Raw genomic sequence first — 19,242 nt, forward strand, 5'->3', positions numbered from 1 at the left:
GCCATGAGCATCACAGAACTCGGCCGTACCGCCCCCTCCAGCGGAACAGAACCGGCCGTACTCGCGGAAGGGCTGGTCAAGGCGTTCGGCGATCACCGCGCCGTCGACGGGATCGACCTGGAGATACGGCCCGGTGAGATCTTCGGCGTCCTCGGGCCGAACGGCGCCGGCAAGACCACCATGCTGAGGATGCTGGCCACCCTGCTGGCGATCGACGCCGGCCGGGCGGAGATCTTCGGCGTGGACGTGGCGGGCCGGCCGCACGTGATCCGGCAGCTGATCGGCGTGACCGGGCAGTACGCGTCGGTCGACGAGCAGCTGACCGCCCGCGAGAACCTCCGGCTCTTCGCCCGGCTGCAGCGGATCCCCGCGCCGAGTGCCAGGCGGATCGCCGCCGACCTGCTCGGCCGGTTCGGTCTGGAAGAGGCCGCGGACAAGCCGATCGCGCACTTCTCCGGCGGCATGCGGCGCCGCCTCGACCTGGCCGCCAGCCTGATCACGAGACCACCGCTGATCTTCCTGGACGAGCCGACCACCGGCCTCGACCCGCGCACCCGTGGCCAGATGTGGGACACCATCCGCGGCCTGATCACCGACGGGTGCACGGTGCTGCTGACCACGCAGTACCTGGACGAGGCCGACCAGCTGGCGGACCGGATCGCCGTCATCGACCACGGCCGCAAGGTGGCCGAGGGCACGCCCGACGAGCTGAAGACCATGGTCGGCGCCTCCACCCTCCAGCTGATGCTCGCCGAACCCGGCGAGGTGCCGGCCGCCGTCGAGGCCGTCCGGCGCGGCCTCGGCTCCGAACCGGTGCTCAGCCCCGAGAAGGGCCGGCTCAACGTCGCGCTCGACCAGGCCGACATGGCCGCCGACGTGCTGATCGCGCTCCGTACCGCAGGGATCTCGATCTCCTCGGTGAGCGTCGCCAAGCCCAGCCTGGACGAGGTGTTCCTGGCGCTGACCGGTCACGAGACCGAGACGGAGGAGACCCGATGAGCACGACCACCGCACCCGTCAGGCAGGCGGTACGAGCGGCCGAACGGGTGGCGGCCACCCGGCGGCACGTCTCCGTGGGCGAGACGCTCGGCCAGACCCTCGCGATGGCGTGGCGGGCCGCCAAGAAGATGCGCCGCAACCCCGAGCAGTTCTTCGACGTGGCGTTGCAGCCCGTCCTGTTCACCGCGATGTTCGCGTACATCTTCGGCGGCGCGATCGCCGGGGACGTGCAGAGCTACCTGCCGCTGATGATCCCCGGCATCCTCGCCCAGACCGTGCTGACGACCTGCATGGTGACCGGCGTCCAACTGCGCGAGGACATGGAGAAGGGCGTCTTCGACCGGTTCAAGTCGCTGCCGATCGCCCGGATCGCACCGCTCGCCGGCCCGATGGTGGCCGATCTGCTCCGGTACGCGATCGCGGCGACCCTGACCTTCGCCATGGGCCTTCTGATGGGATACCGCCCTGGCGGCGGCGTGGCCGGGGTGCTCGGCGCGATCCTGCTGGCGATCCTCACGGGGTGGTCGCTGGCGTGGGTGTTCACCTGGGTCGGCACGATCGCCCGCAGCGCCGGAGGCGTGCACGGCATCTCAATGATGATCCTCTTTCCGCTGACGTTCCTGTCGAACGCGTTCGTCCCCGTCGAGACCCTGCCCGGCTGGCTCGCCTCGTTCGTCCGGATCAACCCGGTCTCACACCTGGTCACGGCCGCTCGCGACCTCGCCAACCACGCTCAGGTGAGCGGGGCGGTGGCGTGGACGCTGCTGGCCTGCCTGGTCGTGGTCGCGGTCTTCGCGCCGCTGTCCGTACGGAGCTACAAGCGGCACATCTGACCCGCGGCGAGCCGTCCGACGAGCGCCCGCGCCTCGTCGAGCAGTTCCGCGCCGCGCCGGTCGCCGTAACCGGCGCGGACGCGGGCGAGCGCGCCGGGCGCGACCTGCTCCGCGTACGGCTCGATCCGGTCGAAGGCCATGCCGGCCATCATGCCGTTGTAGGCGAACCGCTCGGCCAGCACCAGCAGGGCGACCGCGTCACCGGGGGCCAGGGCCGCCCGCAGCAGCCCCCAGGCGCCGAGCGCGAAGAGCAGCGAGCCGCTGACCGGGTAGTCGAGGAGCCGGCCGTCGGCGCTCAGCACGTCGCGGGCGCGCCCAGCGGCGCAGAAGCGGAACAGCTCCTCGCCGTACGGGAGATCCGCGGGCTCCCCGTGGTAGGCGTGCGCCGCGAGGGCGAGCGCCTCCGCCGTGACCACCCATGGTTCGAAGCCCGAGCGCGGCATCCCGGGCAGCCGCAGATCGCGCGCCCGCTCGACCGCCAGCCGGTAGTCCGAGAGGGCGGCGGCCGTCTCGCCGCGGGCGAGGGCGAGCTCGGCGGCGCACAGCGCGGCCACCGCCGGCCCGCCGAGTACCGCCCCGCCGTCGTTGAGCCGGTTGATCTGCGCGAGCTCGGCCTCCGCGGTCCGGTGATCGCCCTCGCCGAGCGCGATGATCAGCAGCAGCGAGCGCAGCTGCGTCTCGTCGTCCGTGGCGCCGATCCGGCTGAGCACCGGCAGGGCCGCTCGCGCGTGGCCCACGGCGCGCCGTCGGTCGCCGCACCGCAAGGTCAGGTGAGCCAGCGTGGTGTGCAGGATCGCCCGGAGCCACGGCCCCTCGTCCTGCGGGAGCAGCGCCAGCCCTCGCTCGGTCGCCGTGACCGCCCCCGCGATGTCCCCTGCGTTCTCCAGGACGTGGGCGCTCATCTGCGTCGCCACCAGCGCCTCGTCACGGTCGGCGCTGCGGCACAGCTCCCGCAGCCGATCGCGCAGGCCGGCGCTGTTCGAGGGGGCGCCGATGAGCGTCACCTTCGTCATCGCCGCGAGGCGCGGGTCCGTGGCGTCGCCGACGGGAAGCCTGCTGAGCAGATCGTGCAGCGGCTCGCTCCGTTCGTCCAGGAGGATCATCGAGTTGGCGATCGCGACCACCAGGGCGGCCCGGGTCAGCTCGACGAGCTCCGGCGGCGGGAACCAGCCCGTGACGGCCTGGATGATCGCGGTCCTGAGCGCGATGATCCTGGCGTGGTCACCGCGGATCGACCACAGCGCGCCGACCCCGGCCAGCAGCGGGACCGCCGTGGCCGGGTCGGGCTCGGCGAGCGCCCGGCGGAGCAGATCGGCCAGGTTGGTCTCCTCGGCCCGCAGCGCGTCAACCGCCGCGAACTGGTCCGGGCCGAACAGCACGGCGGCGTGCTCGTGCGCGTAGCCCGTCGCCCAGGCCAGCAGCGCCGCTCGCGCGGACACCTCCTCACCGGCTTCCTCCAGCCGCACCTGTCCGAACTCCCTGACGGTCTCCAGCATCCGGTAGCGGACGCCGTGGGCCGCCTCGTCGACGCTCAGCAGCGACTGCTCGGCCAACGCCTGCACCGCGTCCAAGGCGCCCATGGCCTCGGCCGCGGCCGCCGTGAACCCGTCGCTGAACAGGGACAGCCGCCGCAGAGCCCGCCGTTCGGGCTCGTCCAGCAGATTCCACGACCAGTCGATGACCGCGAGCAGAGTCTGGTGCCGGCCCGGCGCGCTGCGATCGCCCCCGCGCAGCAGCGCGAACCGGTCCGCCAGGCGCCGCGCGATCTCCTCCACCGCCATCACGCGCACCTTCGCGGCGGCCAGCTCGATCGCCAGCGGCAGCCCGTCGAGCCGGGTCACGACCTCGCGCACCAGGCCCTCGTCGAGCCGCACGCCCGGCCGGGCCGCCGTCGCCCGCTGGCGGAAGAGCTGCACCGCGTCGCCGGGCTCCAGCGCGCCGAGCGGGTAGACGTGCTCCGCCGGGATCGACAGCGGGGCCCTCGACGTGGTGAGCACCCGCAGATCCCGCGTGGCCGCCGCCAGGAAGGCCGTCAGCTCGGCCACGGCGTCGATCACGTGCTCGCAGTTGTCCAGGATCAGCAGCGCCGGCGCCCGGCCGAGATGCTGCGCGATGCGGGCCCGTACATCCGACGGCCGCTCGAACGCCGGCATCCCGCGCCCGCTCACCGAGTCGCGCACCCCCAGCGCCGAACCCACCTCGCCCACCACTCCCTCGGGCGACGAGACGCCGACGAGCCCGACGAAGTGGACGACGGGCTGGGTGGCGTTCCTGCCGACGACGTGGGCCAGCCGCGTCTTGCCCAACCCGCCCGGCCCGACGACGGAGACGACCCGGTGGGTCTGCAGCAGGGCGTGCACCGCGCTGATGTCGCCGTCGCGGCCGAGCAGCGACGACCCGTCGAACAGCACACCCTCCCGTACGGGCCGGTCCGCGGCGAGCAGTTCGGCGTGCACGCGCGCGAGGGCCGGCCCCGGATCCGCGCCGAGCCGTTCGGCCAGGTCGGCCCGGTGGCGTTCGTAGCGCTCCAGCGCCGCCGCCGTGCCCCTGACCGCGGCCTCGCCGCGCAGCAGGCAGGCGAGCAGTTCCTCATCGCGCGGCCGGTCGGCCGCGGCCTCCTCCAGCAGGGGCAGCGCGCCCTCGTGGTCGCCGGCGCGGGAGCGCGCGACGGCCGACACGCGACGCGCCTCCGCCAGCCGCCCCGCCGCCACCACCCGCACCTCACCGAGCGGTCCCGCCGCGGTCCCCAGCCCGCTTGCCGCCGCCAGCCCGCCCGCCGCCGCCAGCCCGCTCGCCGCCGCCAGCCCGCTCGCCGCCGCCAGCCCGCTCGCTACGCTCATCGCCTCCTCGGCGCCGCGCCGAGCCTCGGCCACGTCCCCCTCGGCCAGCGCCTTCCGCGCCCGCTCCACCAGCGCGCCGAGCAGCAACGCGTCCACCTGCTCGTCCGGCACCCCGAGCCGGTAGCCGCGCGCGGTCCGCACCACCGCGTCGGCCGAGGTCGCGGCCCGCGTCCTCGACACGACCACCTGCAGAGCCTTCGTGGGGTTCGCGGGCGGCCCGTCCGGCCATAACTCCTCGACCAGCCGCTCGTCCCCAGCCCCCGCCCGCCCGTGCAGCGCGAGCACCGCCAGCAGGGTCTGGGCGCGCTCACCGGCCACCCGCGTCCCCTGCCAGCGGACGCCGTCGAGCAAGGTCAACACCGGAGGCACCCTTCCAGCTTACGAGCGGACCGCCGCCTCCGGCCTCAGCGCTGCTTGCGATCTCGACCAGAGGTCCACGCCGCCCCTCCGCACGGCCCCGCCTATCGGGGAGGCCGCGGCCTCAATACGATCTGGACATGCCGGGTGAGACATGACGATCAGACTGGTCGTCGCGGACGACCACGCCATGATCAGGGCAGGGCTGCGGCTCGTGGCGGAGAACGCCCCAGGGATGGAAGTGGTCGGGGAGGCGGCCGACGGCGTGGAGGCCGTCGCCGTGACGAGGGAGCGACGGCCGGACGTGCTGCTGCTCGACATCGCCATGCCGGGCATGGACGGCCTGGCCGCCGCCACGACGCTGCTCGGGGACCCCGCCCCGCCGAGGATCCTGATGCTGACGACCTTCGGCAGCGACGAGAACCTGCACGCGGCGCTGCGCATCGGGGTCAGCGGCTTCCTGCTGAAGAGCTCGCCTCCCGAGCATCTCCTGGAGGCGATCCGGGTCGTGGCGGCGGGCGACGGACTGATCGACCCCGCGGTCACCCTCCGGGTCATCGCGTCCTTCGCCGCTCAGCCCCCGCTCTCGCCGCCTCCTGAGCTGGCCACGCTCACCGCGCGCGAGGTGGACGTGCTGCGGCTGCTGACACGGGGTCTGTCGAACCGGGAGATCGCGGCAGAGTCCGGGGTCGGCGAGGCCACGGTCAGGAGCCATGTCGCCCAGATCCTGCGCAAGCTGGACGTGCGGGACCGTCTCCAGGCGGTGGTGCTGGCCTACGAGTCCGGCTTCGTCCGCCCTGGTCAGGAATGATGCGCGGCAACTGGCGGCCGAGCCGGATGGACACCCTGCTCGCGCTGGCCGTGGTGGTCGCCGGGCAGGTCGAGTCGTTCGGGCGGCAGGGGTTCGAGCCGGGTCAGATCAGCCGTCCGGTGCCGCTGGCGGTCGGCGCGGCCGCCGCCGGGGCGCTGCTGCTGTTCCGGCAGAGGTTCCCGATGAGCATGCTGCTCGCGCTGGTGGGGGTCGGCATCGGCGTGCGGGAGGTCACGGAGGCGGGCTACTACGCCGCGTGGCACTTCTACTCCACGCTCATCCTGGTGCACACCGTCGCCAGCGCGGCGGAGCTGCGTACCCGGCGAGGGCTGGCCGGGCTGGGGTGCGTCCTGCTCGCGTACGGCTATTTACAGACATTTCAGCATAATGACGTGGCCGAAGTGCTGATCAGCGCCATTTTCGTCGGCGTCGCGTACGCCAGCGGCATCCTGTTGCGCCGCCAGATCGATCAGACGTTACGCCTCGCCAGACAGGCCACCCGGCTGGAGGTCGAGCGCGAGGAGCGTGCCCGGCAGGCGGTCGCGGGTGAACGGGTGAGGATCGCCCGGGAGCTGCACGACATCGTCTCGCACAACGTCAGCCTGATGACCTTGCACACGGGCGGTGTACGGATGATGCTCCGCGACGACCCGGACCGTGAGCGGGAACGCACGCTGCTGACCGGCGTCGAGCGGGCGGGCCGAGAGGCGATCGAGGAACTCAGGCTGATGCTCGGCATGCTGCGCAGCCCCGGCGGCACGGCCGCCGAGCCGCACGCCACCGGGCTGGACCGGCTGGACGCCCTCGTCGCCCAGATCCATGAGGCCGGTCCGGCCGTGGAGGTGCGGGTCGAGGGCGAGGCCAGGCCGGTGCCCCCAGGGCTGGACCTGTCGGCGTACCGGGTGATCCAGGAGGCGCTGACCAACGCGTTGAAGCACGCGCGGGCGACCCGGATCGTCGTCACCGTCGCCTACTCCGCCGGCGCCGTGACCGTGGAGGTCACCGACGACGGCACGGGCGACGGGCAAGGGGGCGGGAGCGGACAGGGCCTGATCGGGATGCGCGAACGCGTCGCGATGCACGGTGGCGACCTGTCCGCCGGCCCCGTGCGGGGTGGCGGCTACCGGGTACGCGCCAGGTTCCCCTCGGGCTGAGCCGCCCACTCCGCGTCGCTCATCCGTACGATGCGCAGGCCGATGACCCCGGCCCCGGCCAGGTACAGCAGTCCGCCCACGACCGTGCCGACCGGGAATACCGGCGCCCCGAAGATGCCCAGCACCATCGCGAACGGCGCCCACCAGGGCGCCTGCCGGCAGTACGCCAGGACGAGCCCCAGCGCGAACAGCCCGAGGATCCCGGCGAACCCCGGGATCTGGAACCCGAACACGAGTCCCGGGTCGGCGAACGCCTGGTCGGCGAGCGCGGCCCCTTCGGCGGGCGGCAGCGAGCGCTCCAGGCGGGCGTAGAAGTAGTCGCCCAGCATCAGCGCGGAGAAGTTCACCACGCCGAGCAGGGCGATCCCGCCCGTGACGTGACCGAGGAGCACCGCGCGGTGGCGTACCAGGTGGATCATGCCGATGATGCCCGGGATCAGCAGCACCCAGCTCCAGTGCAGGACCGCCGCGCTGATCGACACCTCCTCCAGCTGACGCCCGTAGACGCCGGCCGTGTCGCCGCCGCCCAGGCGCAGAGCGGGATCGAGGACCACCCCCGCGACATACAGGACGGGCGCGGCGATGAGGCACGCCCCGGCGGCGAGCCTCCGGAATCGGATCGGATCTGACAACGACATGGTGTCCCCTAAGTGGCCGGTGATGCCACGAAGGCTAGGAACGCCCGGCCCTCCCCGTCGTCCGCCGCCCGGCCGACACCCACTCCGCCATTTTGCTGGGGAGACCTGGGCGCACTATCTAGGGAGACCGCCGCGCAGCATACTGGCGGCAGTCGACGCGCGTCGTGGGGGCACTCATGAATCGATCGTTCGTCAGCTCGATCCTTCACCTGGTCAGGTTCGCAGGAGCCGCTCTGGCGATCTGGGGCATCGCCTACGTGATCAACGGCGCAACCCAGGCGGGCGGGTACGTCACCGTACGCGTGGCAACCGCTCCGGACGCCGGGCCCTCGCCGCTGAGCGGTGTGAGACTCCCCGACGGGGTCGTACTCCGGGGAGAGCTTCCGCTGGGCGTCTGGGGAGCCACCGTCGCCGAGCAGGTGCTCTCGCGCGCGGACGTCCTCCTGGGCGGCCTGTGCGCGGGCCTGGCCGCTCTGCTGCTGAGCTCCACCATGAAAGGGCGGCCTTTCACCCGGCGTGATACTGCCGGGCTCGTCGCCCTGGCGATCGTCACGAGCCTCGGCTCCCTGCTGCCGATCGTCGCCGCGGCGACCGTACTCGATCGGGCGGGGCTCACCCAGGACTTCGTCCCGTCGACCACGCTGTCGTGGGTGCCGATCGCGGGTGCCGGGCTTCTGCTCGCGCTGGCCCTGGCCTTCCACGCGGGAGCCCGGACCGATCCACGAAGCAGTGCACTCACCCCATAGCCGCGGTACGGTCGCGGCGCATCAGCAGGTGGCCCCGGCGGAATCGTTCATCCTCCAGAGGCTCGCGCAGCATCCGCGCCACCTCGACGAACTCCTCCTTGCTGGCCAGGTCGGCCAGCTCGTCGATCGGCCACCGGTAAGCCGGCGTGACCTTGTGGTCGAACCGGCTTACCGGGCCGCCCTCGGATTCGAAGAAACCGAGCAGGAGGTAACCCCCCGGGGCCAGCACCCGGCGGAACTCGGCGAAGTAGGGCGGCAGCTCTGTCGGTGGGGTGTGGATGAGGGAGTACCAGGAGAGCAGCCCGCCCAGCTCGCCGTCGGCCACGTCGAGGGCGCCCATCGAACCGACCTCGAACCGCAGGTCGGGATAGTCCCTGCGGGCGATGTCGATCAGCCGGGGAGACAGGTCGACACCGAAGGCGTCCAGCCCGAGGTCACGCAGGTGCGCCGTCATGTACCCGGGACCGCAGCCGGCCTCCACGACGGGCCGGGCCCCGTCGGCCCGCACGAGCTCGGCGAACGCGGCGACCATCGAGCGGTCCAGCGGCAGGCGGTCGAGCGAGTCCCGCACGAAGTCGGCGTAGACGTCCGCGAGGGCGTCGTAGGCGTCAGCGGTCGCGGCCAGATAGGGGGAGGATTCGGCCACGGCGGACGACTGTAGCCCATCGGCCGAGCTACTCGCCCCGCAGAAGCACGTTGTGCAGGAGGCTGCTCTGCTCTCTCGGCATGAGGGGGCGGCGATCGACGAGGAGCCGGTGATAAAGGCCGATGTAGTGGCTCTCCCGGCGTGGGACGCTCCCGTCGGTGCCGAAGTTCTCGGTGATCCGCCCGTTCTGCACCAGGTACCCGGCTACGGCGTGATGGTCCAGAAGCAGCTCGGCGCCGGAGGCGAAGCGCACGCTGGTACGGCGGGCGGCGGCGGTGACCCGCCAGCTTGTCACGATCAGCGCCTCGAAGGGCTCGCCGTCGGAGGTGCAGAGGATGCGGGCTTCGTACGTCGAATCGTCCAACCGGCGCAGGGAGGTTCGCTCGACGGGATCGCAGAATCTGGGGAGGACGCGTGGGCGGTCGAGGTCGTCAAGCGGCTCTTCGACGTGTCGATCATCTGGAGGACTTAAACAAGTTGGGCCAGCCCGTCAGTGGACTCCGCTCTGGGACGGTGACTGGCACCAGCCGATCCGCCTCTACCGCCATGCCTCCCCTATGAGCGTCCCCACGTGATCCGGAGCCGGGGCCGGATGGATCCGGGCATGCGCGTCACGGAACCCGACGCCGAGCAGCAGTTCGCGCCATGTTTCCGGCTCGTACGCCCATCGATAGATCCACACCGCCCGGCCGGTGAAGCCATTGCCGTACATGCCCTGCACGCCGTAGCTTCCCGGCACCGCCGGCGCCTGTGAGAAGACCAGTTTGCCGCCCGGCGCCAACCGCTCGAACACCAGCGGCAGCAGCCGCTCCGGGTCGGTGAACCACACCGCCCCGAAGATGCTGTAGATCGCGTCCCACTGAGTGCCTGGGGACTCGGCCAGGTAGTCCAGGACGTCGGCCTGGACGAAGTGGGCGTCGGGCAGATGGCCCCAGCCCGACAAAGCGCGCTCGACCTGGACGGGAGACAGATCGACTCCAGTCGCCACGATGCCTTTGGTCGCCAGCGCTGCCACAGCGTGCCCGCGGCACGACCCGAGTTCCAGCGCTGTGGCGGGCTCCCCCAACAGTTCCTCCCCCGGACCGTGCCCGCTGTACTGCGTCCACCCGAAGGCGCTCTTCAACGCATCCTCCGGATTGTCCTGCGAGACGCCGGAAGCGTAGTGATTCCAGTAGTCGACGCGGTCGGTGATGGTGCGCATGGACGGTTCCCTGTGACGCAGCGGACGGAACCCGCGTCACCGTACAGGTCGCACCCGTCTGCGCACCGGCGAACTGCTGCATCAGGGCACAGCCGAGGGCCGGACCCCGTAGAGGCCCGGCCCTCAATGCTGGTTTCGGTCAGTGACAGTCCGTGCCAGGAGCACACGGCGTGCACTGGGAGAAGTCGCGCTCCCACAGCGGCCAGTCCACCTCGAAACCATTGGCCGCGAGGATGTGGGCGGTCCGCTCGACCGACCCGTCGTACTTGAACTCGATCTCCGGAACGTGCTCGAGGAAGCGCCCGTCGAAGTGCTGAGCGCAGAACTCCCGGTAGTTGCGGGTGTCGAGGATGAAGGCGTGGACCGCGATGTCGACCAGTCGGCCGCAGCCGATCTCCAGATGCTCGCCCCACTTCTCCATGGCGGTGATGAGGTAAGCGACGGCCTGACCGAAAAGCCGATTGGCCATGACCTCGTCGAACGGGTAGTCGCGGACGAGGAGCGCGATTTCGCGGTCCCACACATCCGGCCTGACGAACGATCGCGGGTCTCGCCGGCCCGCCACCGGCGGTGCGGGACGCGTGGATGCGGCGGTAAGTGTCACGAGGACCTCCTGGGGTCTGGTGCCTCCCCGCCGCCGCAGCCTGGTCATCGCGACGGCGGGCTCCTCTTCACGGTCCGGCCTTGGCCGCGTCCGCATCAATGCCGGTCCAGGTCTGCAACATTGCCTGCCGTGGCAATGTCCGGGGCACCTTGGCAGAGGTACGCTCCGATGGCAGTGCACGGGAGGCGCCGACGTGACTGTCATCACACGGGCCCTGCGAGCGGAACTGCTTCGCACAGCCAATGACATCCGCCAACGCGGGCAGCGGGCCGGCTGGGTGGTCGAGCGCATCGCCGGTGCCATCTGCGACGAGTTGCCACAGCTGCTTCCTTTGGAAGCATGGCGGCTGGCCTACGGATGGTCACGACCGCAAACGATCGCCGGTATTCAGGCCCTGTTCGAGGACGAAAACCTGGTCGCGCCGCCGGTCAATAGCAGCATGCTGTGCCGCTGGGAGCACGGGGTGCATCCGCCGGGCCCCGAGTACGGGCCGATGCTCTGCCGCCTGTACGGGGTGACCCCGGAGACGCTGGGTCTGCCGAGAAGTTCCGCGGCCATCCCACCGCGTCGCCCCGGAGCGGGGTACCGTGCCTCGCATTGGAGGCGCCCCATGACCGAAGACCAGTACGCCGCCCTGTCAGCGCTGCGCGAATCGGTCGAGCTCGCGCTTGAGGTCGACGGGCCTGCAGGCGGGCCTGCTGCCCGCCAGGCGCTGCAGGCGGCCGTGGAGTATTACGCGCTGCGTTACTCGGCGTTCCCGCCTGCTGTCCTGGCCACCGAAGTACACCGAACCCGCGCGCTCGTGGGGCCGATGCTGCGCCGGCCTCAAGCCGACGCCGACCGCATCGAACTGCGTCGCCTGGCGGCATGGCTGTCCGCTCTCGTCGGCAACACCGCCTTCCACACCGCTGACCACGCGGCCGCATCCATTCATTTCGGTACGGCGGCACGCCTGGGCACGGCTGTAGGCGACCACGACCTGATCTGCTGGACGCTCGGCGCTCAGTCCATGACCGCCTGCAGTCAGGGCAAACCGCAGCAGGCAGTCGAGTTGGCAGCCGAAGCTCTGGAGTACGCGCGCACCCCGCTGCGGCGGGCGCAGATCATCGCCTGGGGGCTACTGCGCGCGACGGCTGCGCTCGGTCCATCCCACCGCTCGGAGGCGGAAAGGATGATGGCGGCAGCCCAGAACGAGATGGCGGCCGACCCGCACGGAGACCAGCCCGGCAGGTTCGGGTTCGACGCCGCCGAACTGCTGCTGCATCTGGCTGAGAGCGCCCTGCTGATCGGCGCGCAAGACCAGGCCGTCACGCATGCACAAGCATCACAGCAGCACAGCCGACATGGAGGAGCTGGCTGGGCGGCTGCACTGATCGTCCAAGCGCGAGCGGAGGCCGCTCGCCGCCAATACTCCTACGCGACCGCACTGGCAGGTCAGGTCCTTGACGCGGTGCCTGCACAATCCTTGCGGAATACGACACGCGTACGTCTGCGCGCCCTCGACCAGAAGTTGCTCAGTGTGGGCGATGCGGGGATTGAGACCCGTGATCTTCACGACCGCATCGCGGCCCTTCCCGCGTTGACCACCGTAGGCCATCTCAGCGATGAACCGAACGGGCAGTAGGCGTCTGTCTCCGTGGTTGTCCCTCCTGGACAGGAGCCACGTGAATCCCTTGTCCCAGACATTCGGCGGCAAGATGATGACACAATGTGACCATGCGGCAACCCCGAGCGAAATACTTCAACACCACGGGACCGTGTAGCCCACTGCACCACTACATCTTGCCTCCCACGCAACGGCTCCCCCAGGCGCGCGAGCTCATCGAGATGGACCGCTATTTCGTCCTGCACGCGCCCCGGCAGACCGGCAAGACGACGATGCTGCGCACCCTGGCGTCCGAGCTGACGGCCGAGGGCGACATCGCCGCCCTGATGTTCTCCTGCGAGCGCGCCAAGTCGGCCGGTGACGACTACGCTGCCGCGGAGTCGCTTCTGCTGGATTCCCTCCGTGAGGCCGCCGCACGGTCGGGATGGCCGAAGAAACTGCTCCCGCCGGATTCCTGGCCGCAGGTCACGCCCGGCGCCCGGTTCGGTTCGGCGCTGAGCGAGTGGTGCCGCCGCTGCCCGCGCCGCGTGGTGCTGCTCCTCGACGAGATCGATGCCCTGCAGGGCAACAGCATGGTCAGCATCCTCAGCCAGCTCCGCCACGGCCACAACGCCCGGCATGAGGGCCAACCGTTCCCCGCATCCGTGGTGCTGTGCGGGCTGCGCGACCTGCGTGACTACAAGGTCGCATCGGGTGGCGAGCCCGGCAGGGCGAACCCGGCCAGCCCGTTCAACATCGTCGCCGAGTCGTTGCGCCTGGGCGACTTCACCGCCGACGACATCACCGACCTCTACGACCAGCACACTCAGCAGACCGGCCAGGAGTTCGCCAAGGACGCGGTGGAGCGGGTGTTCGAGCTGACGCAGGGTCAGCCGTGGCTGGTCAACGCCCTCGCCCACGAGATCACCTTCAAACTGGGCGTGACCGGCGCCGTCACCGACGGGCAGGTGGAGGACGCCAAGGAGCGGTTGATCCGGACGCGCGCCACGCACCTGGACTCTGTGATGGCCCGGCTGCACGAGCCGCGGGTCAAGCGGGTGATGGAGCCGGTCGTGGCCGGGACCTTCCCCCACATCGACCCCGCCTTCTCCGACGACCTGTCCTACGTACGCGACCTGGGCCTGATCAAGCAGAAACCCCCGCTCGAAGTGGCGAACCCGATCTACCGGGAGGTCATTCTGCGAGTGCTCGGAGACCCGTCGGAACAGTACGTGATGGCCGATCCGCGCAGTTTCGTGCTGCCGGACGGCCGGTTCGACCTGCCGCGCCTGCTGGAGGAGTTCGTCGTCTTCTGGCGCGAGCACGGCGAGGTGCTGGTCCGCCAGGAGGGCTACCATGAGGCCGCCTGCCAGATCATCCTCATGGCCTTCCTGCACCGCCTGGTCAACGGCGGCGGCTACCTCGACCGGGAGTACGCGGCCGGCACCAAACGTCTGGACGTGCTCGTCCGCTGGCCCTACACGAGCCCCGACGGCGAACGGCTCATGCAGCGCGAGGCCATGGAGCTGAAGGTGTGGCGAGCAGGCGAGAACGACCCGGCACCCGACGGCCTCGCCCAGCTCGACCGCTACCTGGACCGCCTCACCCTCTCCACCGGCGCACTGGTGATCTTCGACCGCCGCCCCGAGGCTCCGTCCTGGCAGGAACGAGGCGGCTTCGAACAGACGACCACACCCTCCGGTCGCCAGGTCACCGTCCTGCGCGTTTGAGTTTTAGTCGCCGAAGGGCTGCGTTCACCTCAACAGGCTTCGCCTCTGAGCATCGCCGCCCAGACCTGCTCAGCCTTCGCTGTCGTGGTCCACGCCGTCTCGTGGATCACGCCTTTGACAGATCGCCGGACGAACGCGAGCCCGCCCGCGGCGCAGAACTCGTAGCAGGGCGCGCACCGGCTGCACGTGTGCTCGCGCACCCGGACCCGCACGCACCGAGCGGCGGGGCTCGCCCAGGCGATCCGTTCATGTCCCTCCTGGACAGGAGCCACGTGAAGGCCGTGATAATCCTCCAACAGGTCTGACGCCACCCTCACCGCCGGCCTGCCGTACGAGGCAGCGCGAACCAGGTCGCCTTGCCCGGCAGCCCAGGGCACGTGGTGAACCCCTGCGGAACGCAGCCGTACAACCCGGCCGACAACTCCGCCACGATCAGCAGCCCTCGCCCGTGCTCGGCTTGACCGTCCACACCCGGGCGGCGCACCGGATGAACGGCTCCCGCGTCGACCACCAGGCACACCACTTCGACCGGATCGACCCGTACCACCAGCTCGTACGGCGCGTCACCGTACAGAACCGCGTTCGTGACCAGCTCGCTGACCATCAGCACGGCGTCGTCAACGAGATCCCGCCCCAGACCGACCAGCAGAAGCGCGCGCCGGACGAGGTCGCGGGCATCACCGACCGCACGGGCGTCATCCCGAAGCCGCCAGACCATGCTCCGGCCGACAGAGCTTGAACGCTCCGCCACCGCAGCGGCCTTCGCCGAGTGCTGGACTTCCGGCACGATCTCGCCGAACGAGAGCTTGTCCATTACGCCACCTCCCGGATCCATGTATTCGCTCCCGTGTCACAGGCATCAGCCAGTACGAAATGCAGTAAAGGATGAACCGCCCTATTCGCGGGGCCCAAATACTGCATGTCCAGAATCTTCAGCCCCGCCCGATCAAACTGGAAGCAGCCAGAGCTTGTGTGACCCACATCGCTTCACCTGTCATTACTTGCGCTTCCCACTACACAGAGTGCCTGCGGTGAGCTACATTACGGAATCGAATGGATGACACACCGTTCGGACAGTTCTGTAGGACCGGCCGTCTGATTGGCGTAGGACTCTCGTGCTACTTACCGGAACAGGAGTCACGGATGCCCGCCCCCCTTGAGCTTGACCCCACGGCCAGCCCATTGGCTTTCTTCGGCGCCGAGCTACGCAAATTTCGAAAAAACGCCGGATTGTCCCAGGAACAATTGGCGGAAATAATCAGGTTCAGCCCCAGCCTGGTCGGCTTCATCGAGAGAGCTCAACGGACGCCGAGCAAGGATCTCGTCCAACGCTGCGACGAAGCCGTGGGAGCCAAGGGGGAGTTGCTCCGCCTCTGGCCTCTCATAAGCCGTGAGGCGAGCCCTCGATGGTTTCGCGAGTGGCTGGACATTGAGCAGGAAGCTCAGAGCCTCCGAACATGGCAGCCTCTCCTCATCCCGGGATTACTGCAGACGGAGGACTACGCTCGCGCCATGCTGCGTGGCGAGCCCGGCGTAACGGAGGAGCAGGTTGAGAAATCCGTACAAGCACGCCTGGAGCGCCAGATCATTTGGTCTCGCCTCAACCCCCCAATGTTCTGGGTACTGCTCGATGAAGGCGTACTCCAACGTCCCATTGGAGGTCGGTTGACCATCCGCTGCCAGCTCGAACACCTGGTCCAGATGGCAGAACGGCCACACATCGCTATCCAAGTGGTCCCCATGGCTTTTTGTGCGACCACAGGACTCCTCGGGGGCTTTGTGATCGCCCAACTAGCCGGAAGTCCAGATATCGTGTACTACGAGTCCACGGGGCACGGGCAGATGACTGACCGACCGGAGGACGTCGCTGCGATCCATATGAAGTACGACGCCATCCGAGCTGAGGCACACCCCCAGCATGTGTCTATCGAGCTACTCAGAGAGGCAGCCAAGACATGGACGTGAACGACGAACTGAGCGCCGCCGCCTGGCGGAAGGCCACCAAGAGCGGATCGAATGGCGGAGACTGCATCGAGGTCGCCCCCTTGTCCGGCGGACGAGTGGCCATCCGTGACACCGAGAGCCCAGGGCAGGCGCCATTCGTGGTGACCGCCAGCGTTTGGGACGCTTTCGTGGACGGGGCCAAGCGAGGCGAATTCGACTTCTGAACGGCTGCCAAGATCGGGCTCAACGGGCGCCGTCCCTAGCCCGCCTTCCGAAGCGGCTGAAGACGAACACTGAGACGCAGGTCGAGGGCCTCGGCGAGACGTTCCAGCATGGGGATGGTGGGCATCGTGCCGCCGGCCTCGAACCGCGCCACAGCCGGCTGCTTGAGCCCGGCCCGCTCGGCCAGTTCGGCCTGGGTCAGACCGAGTTCTTCGCGGCGGTTCCGTACGGCCGCACCTAGTTCGAAGCGCAGACGTGCCGCCTCATAAGCGGCTCCGGCACCAGGGCGACCCATGATCTCTGCGCGCTTGTCTGACCATGCCTTGCGCTCGCCCATGTCGATCACTCCTCGTCCGCTGTGTGTGCCTCGGCGACACATCGCCGCATCGCCCGCACAGCTCGTTCGATCTCGGCGGTCTCCCGCATCCGCTGCTTACGGAAGACCGTGAGCAGGATGATGCGTCTGCCCGGAGCGATCCAGTACGTGATACGTACCGCCTCCCCGGAGAGGTGAAATCGGAGTTCCCGAAGCTTCCCGCACAGTTGCCTGGTGTACGGCTCGTCGAGCAGCACACCGCGCGCGGCCAGCAGGTCAACGTAGAAGACCGCTGTCTCCTGGTCGTCCTGATCGAGCGAGTCGAACCAGTCATCGACCTCGGGCTCCAACTCCACATCTCCCCAATTCATAACATGAATGTTATAGAGAGGGCAAGAGCCGTGTCCTCTGAACAGGAGATCGGACGAGTCTCATGCGAGACGACGTGATGTAGGCGGCCTGTCCTGCCCTCCAGTTAGAAAACGCGAGGTCACGCTTGCGGGGTCCGGCGGCCCGTACGCTCTCAGCTTGCCTTCCGAAGCGCCCTTTTCCCGGCGGTGTACGGCAGCGACCCCTAGCCTGGGAAGCCAGGTCGGAATCTGACGTACTGGGAACGCCGATGACGGTTGAGATCGTGTACGAGACGCACTCGATAAGCGTCCACAACGAGGCCGGCATCGCCAGCGGCTGGTTGCCCGGTGAGCTGTCCGAGCGGGGCCTGGCCCTGGCCGCCGAACTGGGCGAGCGCCGCCGCGACGACGGGCTGGACGCGGTGTTCAGCTCCGATCTGCGCCGGGCCGTGCAGACCGCGCGGGTCGCCTTCGAGGGCTCGGGCATCCCTCTGTTCCAGGACCGGCGGTTGCGCGAGTGCCACTACGGCGAGTTCGACGGCATGCCGGTGAGCCTGCTGGAGACACGGCGTGCCCGGCACATCGACGAGCCGTGGCCCGGTGGCCAGAGCTACCGGGCCGTGGTCGGGCAGATGAACGACTTCCTGGCCGAGCTGGCGGTGGAGTGGGCGGGCAAGAAGGTGCTGCTGATCTCGCACTCCGCCAACCGCTGGGCCTTGCAGCACCTTCTGCACGGCGTTCCGCTCGCCGATCTGGTCGATCAGCCGTTCGCGTGGCGGCCCGGCTGGACCTTCCATTTGCCCAGCGGATGGGCGAGCGCCGGCGCGTAGGGCGGCGGATTCAGCGGCCGTAGCGGCTCTTCAGGTGGCGCCACCAGTCGCGGAACATCCACGCGTCGAAGTCCGTGATCGACGACGCGCTGCCCGCCTTCATCAGGAAGCAGCACACCCCGGACGGCGTCCAGTCGTAGAAGTCGTCCACCCCGAACGAGTGGCCGATCTCGTGCAGCAGGATGTGCATGTTGTCGGCGTCCAGGTTGGCCATGTAGTACTCGCTGCCGAGCCGCTGGCCCCAGTCGCCGCCCGCGCCGCCGCCCATGCCGGCGGTGAGCCACAGGGACATGTCGTAGTGGCGCGCCGCGCCGCCCGGGCAGTTCGGGTAGGTGCCGTTCTGGTTGAAGAAGCGCCCGCAGGCGGCGACGCACTGGGGGGCGTTCTCGCGGATGTCGCCGACGTAGATGTCGACGGAGTTGTCCGTCCACTGGAGCTGGTTGCGGTCGCGTACGGCCCAGCCGACGACCTTCACGGGGACGTTCGTGTACGGCCAGCCCTCCTGGCCTGCCATCACGTCCATCCACTTCTTGAACTGGCGGGCCAGCGTGGCGTGGATGCGGTCGCGCTGGGCGGCCGTCACCGTGGCGCTGGAGTCCCAGCGGACGCAGTAGTTGATGGATCCGCCGTTGGCCATGATCTGGTCCCAGCCGTAGTTGCGGAATCCGTACAGGTTCGGGTACGTGCTCTCGACGTGCTGCCAGACCTCGTTGAGCGGGGTGACGAGGTTGGCCGGCGGGTTCCAGGGAGTCGAGGGGTTGCCGTTGTCGCCGATCGCCTTGACCTCCAGGAGGCCGACGGACGCGGCGCCGCTCTGCAGGACGACGCGCAGCCGCACGGTGCTGATCTGGGAGAAGGTCACGCGGTTGTAGGCGTTGACGGCGGTGGGGTAGGTGCCGGGGATGTCGATGTACGAGCCGCCGCTCCAGCGCTGAAGCTTCCACGAGGCGGGGACTCGTACGCCGCCGTTGTCGTCGAAGAAGTAGACCTCGGCGGAGGTGATCGTCTGGGCCGTGGGCCAGGTCAGTTCGGCCCACTGGGTGCCGGTCTGGGGCCAGGTGCCCCAGCGGGCGTTGGCGGTGTCGTTGGAGCGCGGCGGGTCGACGCCGTCGTTGATCGCGGTGACGCTCTCCCAGGGCGAGGTGTACGAGGCCGAGGGGGTCGCCGCGGTGGCCAGGTTCACGGGGGCGGCCTTGGCGGGGAGCGCGGGGAGAAGTAAGAGCGTGAGGATGATGGCGAGGAGTCTCATGGGTCTCCTTGTGTTATCGCTAACATCACGTGCCGGGGAGGGTTGCCCCTCCCCGGCACTTGCGGGCTACCGGTAGGTGATGTCGGACGAGGAGTACAGGCAGTTGACGCCGTCGGCGCCTTCGCCGATCTTGGTGGGCTCGCTGCCCTTGGGCACGCCGCGGTACTTCTCGCAGATCGTGGCGCTG

20 protein-coding genes are annotated in these 19,242 nt (G+C 69.6%); 10 read left to right on the plus strand and 10 right to left on the minus strand.

Annotated elements, in window-relative coordinates; translation table 11 throughout:
* Positions 1–3: 3 nt before the first annotated feature.
* On the plus strand, positions 4–999 hold the full coding sequence (locus ABD999_RS37885; RefSeq protein WP_271276195.1) for an ATP-binding cassette domain-containing protein: 996 nt from the start codon (positions 4–6) through the stop codon (positions 997–999).
* Positions 996–1,832 (plus strand): ABC transporter permease, encoded by an 837-nt coding sequence (locus tag ABD999_RS37890; RefSeq protein ID WP_148035780.1) that lies wholly within the window; start codon positions 996–998, stop codon positions 1,830–1,832. The genes ABD999_RS37885 and ABD999_RS37890 overlap by 4 nt, the downstream gene beginning before the upstream one ends.
* Here the strand turns inward: ABD999_RS37890 and ABD999_RS37895 are convergent.
* Positions 1,814–5,032, minus strand: coding sequence for an ATP-binding protein (locus ABD999_RS37895; protein ID WP_345483136.1), 3,219 nt, complete (start codon positions 5,030–5,032; stop codon positions 1,814–1,816). The two genes, ABD999_RS37890 and ABD999_RS37895, sit on opposite strands and share 19 nt — an antisense overlap.
* A 151-nt stretch (positions 5,033–5,183) precedes the next feature.
* Here ABD999_RS37895 and ABD999_RS37900 point away from each other — a divergent pair, with 151 nt between their 5' ends.
* Together ABD999_RS37900 and ABD999_RS37905 are read left to right on the plus strand one after the other, a co-directional pair.
* Positions 5,184–5,840 (plus strand): response regulator, encoded by a 657-nt coding sequence (locus tag ABD999_RS37900; protein ID WP_271279727.1) that lies wholly within the window; start codon positions 5,184–5,186, stop codon positions 5,838–5,840.
* Positions 5,837–6,994, plus strand: coding sequence for a sensor histidine kinase (locus ABD999_RS37905; protein ID WP_271279728.1), 1,158 nt, complete (start codon positions 5,837–5,839; stop codon positions 6,992–6,994). Before ABD999_RS37900 ends, ABD999_RS37905 begins: the two co-directional genes overlap by 4 nt.
* Here the strand turns inward: ABD999_RS37905 and ABD999_RS37910 are convergent.
* On the minus strand, positions 6,961–7,632 hold the full coding sequence (locus ABD999_RS37910) for a hypothetical protein (RefSeq protein WP_271279729.1): 672 nt from the start codon (positions 7,630–7,632) through the stop codon (positions 6,961–6,963). The two genes, ABD999_RS37905 and ABD999_RS37910, sit on opposite strands and share 34 nt — an antisense overlap.
* A 176-nt stretch (positions 7,633–7,808) precedes the next feature.
* On the opposite strand from ABD999_RS37910, the gene ABD999_RS37915 reads away from it, so the two are divergent.
* Positions 7,809–8,378, plus strand: a complete 570-nt coding sequence (locus ABD999_RS37915) for a hypothetical protein (RefSeq protein ID WP_271279730.1) — start codon at positions 7,809–7,811, stop codon at positions 8,376–8,378.
* On the opposite strand, the gene ABD999_RS37920 is transcribed toward ABD999_RS37915, so the two are convergent.
* From ABD999_RS37920 to ABD999_RS37935, 4 genes are all read right to left on the minus strand, one after another.
* Entirely contained in the window at positions 8,368–9,024 is a 657-nt protein-coding gene (locus tag ABD999_RS37920; protein WP_271279731.1) for a class I SAM-dependent DNA methyltransferase, read from the minus strand. The two genes, ABD999_RS37915 and ABD999_RS37920, sit on opposite strands and share 11 nt — an antisense overlap.
* Before the next feature lie 28 nt (positions 9,025–9,052).
* Entirely contained in the window at positions 9,053–9,388 is a 336-nt protein-coding gene (locus ABD999_RS37925) for a hypothetical protein (RefSeq protein WP_271279732.1), read from the minus strand.
* A 174-nt stretch (positions 9,389–9,562) separates the two neighbouring features.
* Complete coding sequence (locus ABD999_RS37930) at positions 9,563–10,225, minus strand: class I SAM-dependent methyltransferase (RefSeq protein ID WP_271279733.1); 663 nt, start codon at positions 10,223–10,225, stop codon at positions 9,563–9,565.
* A gap of 139 nt (positions 10,226–10,364) precedes the next feature.
* The gene (locus tag ABD999_RS37935; protein ID WP_345483137.1) at positions 10,365–10,748 is read right to left on the minus strand and encodes a glycine-rich domain-containing protein; all 384 of its coding nucleotides are present in this window, start codon (positions 10,746–10,748) and stop codon (positions 10,365–10,367) included.
* Positions 10,749–11,022: 274 nt separating this feature from the next.
* Here ABD999_RS37935 and ABD999_RS37940 point away from each other — a divergent pair, with 274 nt between their 5' ends.
* Together ABD999_RS37940 and ABD999_RS37945 are read left to right on the plus strand one after the other, a co-directional pair.
* The gene (locus ABD999_RS37940) at positions 11,023–12,453 is read left to right on the plus strand and encodes an NsdA family TPR-like regulatory protein (protein WP_222709238.1); all 1,431 of its coding nucleotides are present in this window, start codon (positions 11,023–11,025) and stop codon (positions 12,451–12,453) included.
* A 158-nt stretch (positions 12,454–12,611) separates the two neighbouring features.
* Positions 12,612–14,144, plus strand: coding sequence for an ATP-binding protein (locus tag ABD999_RS37945; RefSeq protein ID WP_271279735.1), 1,533 nt, complete (start codon positions 12,612–12,614; stop codon positions 14,142–14,144).
* A 313-nt stretch (positions 14,145–14,457) separates the two neighbouring features.
* Here the strand turns inward: ABD999_RS37945 and ABD999_RS37950 are convergent, their stop codons facing one another.
* Positions 14,458–14,958 (minus strand): ATP-binding protein, encoded by a 501-nt coding sequence (locus ABD999_RS37950; RefSeq protein WP_271279736.1) that lies wholly within the window; start codon positions 14,956–14,958, stop codon positions 14,458–14,460.
* Positions 14,959–15,287: 329 nt separating this feature from the next.
* Here ABD999_RS37950 and ABD999_RS37955 point away from each other — a divergent pair, with 329 nt between their 5' ends.
* On the plus strand, positions 15,288–16,109 hold the full coding sequence (locus ABD999_RS37955; RefSeq protein ID WP_271279737.1) for a helix-turn-helix domain-containing protein: 822 nt from the start codon (positions 15,288–15,290) through the stop codon (positions 16,107–16,109).
* The gene (locus ABD999_RS37960; RefSeq protein ID WP_148035794.1) at positions 16,100–16,312 is read left to right on the plus strand and encodes a DUF397 domain-containing protein; all 213 of its coding nucleotides are present in this window, start codon (positions 16,100–16,102) and stop codon (positions 16,310–16,312) included. Before ABD999_RS37955 ends, ABD999_RS37960 begins: the two co-directional genes overlap by 10 nt.
* A 35-nt stretch (positions 16,313–16,347) precedes the next feature.
* Here the strand turns inward: ABD999_RS37960 and ABD999_RS37965 are convergent, their stop codons facing one another.
* Positions 16,348–16,647 carry a helix-turn-helix domain-containing protein gene (locus tag ABD999_RS37965; RefSeq protein WP_148035795.1) on the minus strand — a complete coding sequence of 100 codons (300 nt, stop codon included), beginning with the start codon at positions 16,645–16,647 and terminating at the stop codon, positions 16,348–16,350.
* 5 nt (positions 16,648–16,652) lie between these two features.
* Positions 16,653–16,997: a type II toxin-antitoxin system RelE/ParE family toxin gene (locus ABD999_RS37970; protein ID WP_271279738.1), complete on the minus strand. Its 345-nt coding sequence runs from the start codon at positions 16,995–16,997 to the stop codon at positions 16,653–16,655.
* A gap of 248 nt (positions 16,998–17,245) precedes the next feature.
* Here ABD999_RS37970 and ABD999_RS37975 point away from each other — a divergent pair, with 248 nt between their 5' ends.
* Positions 17,246–17,806, plus strand: a complete 561-nt coding sequence (locus tag ABD999_RS37975; protein ID WP_148035796.1) for a histidine phosphatase family protein — start codon at positions 17,246–17,248, stop codon at positions 17,804–17,806.
* 10 nt (positions 17,807–17,816) lie between these two features.
* On the opposite strand, the gene ABD999_RS37980 is transcribed toward ABD999_RS37975, so the two are convergent.
* A complete protein-coding gene (locus ABD999_RS37980) occupies positions 17,817–19,055 on the minus strand; it encodes a hypothetical protein (protein WP_271279739.1) in 1,239 nt (412 codons plus the stop codon).
* Between the last annotated feature and the right edge of the window lie 187 nt (positions 19,056–19,242).

It is taken from the genome of Nonomuraea ferruginea, assembly GCF_039540635.1.
Lineage (GTDB): Bacteria > Actinomycetota > Actinomycetes > Streptosporangiales > Streptosporangiaceae > Nonomuraea > Nonomuraea ferruginea.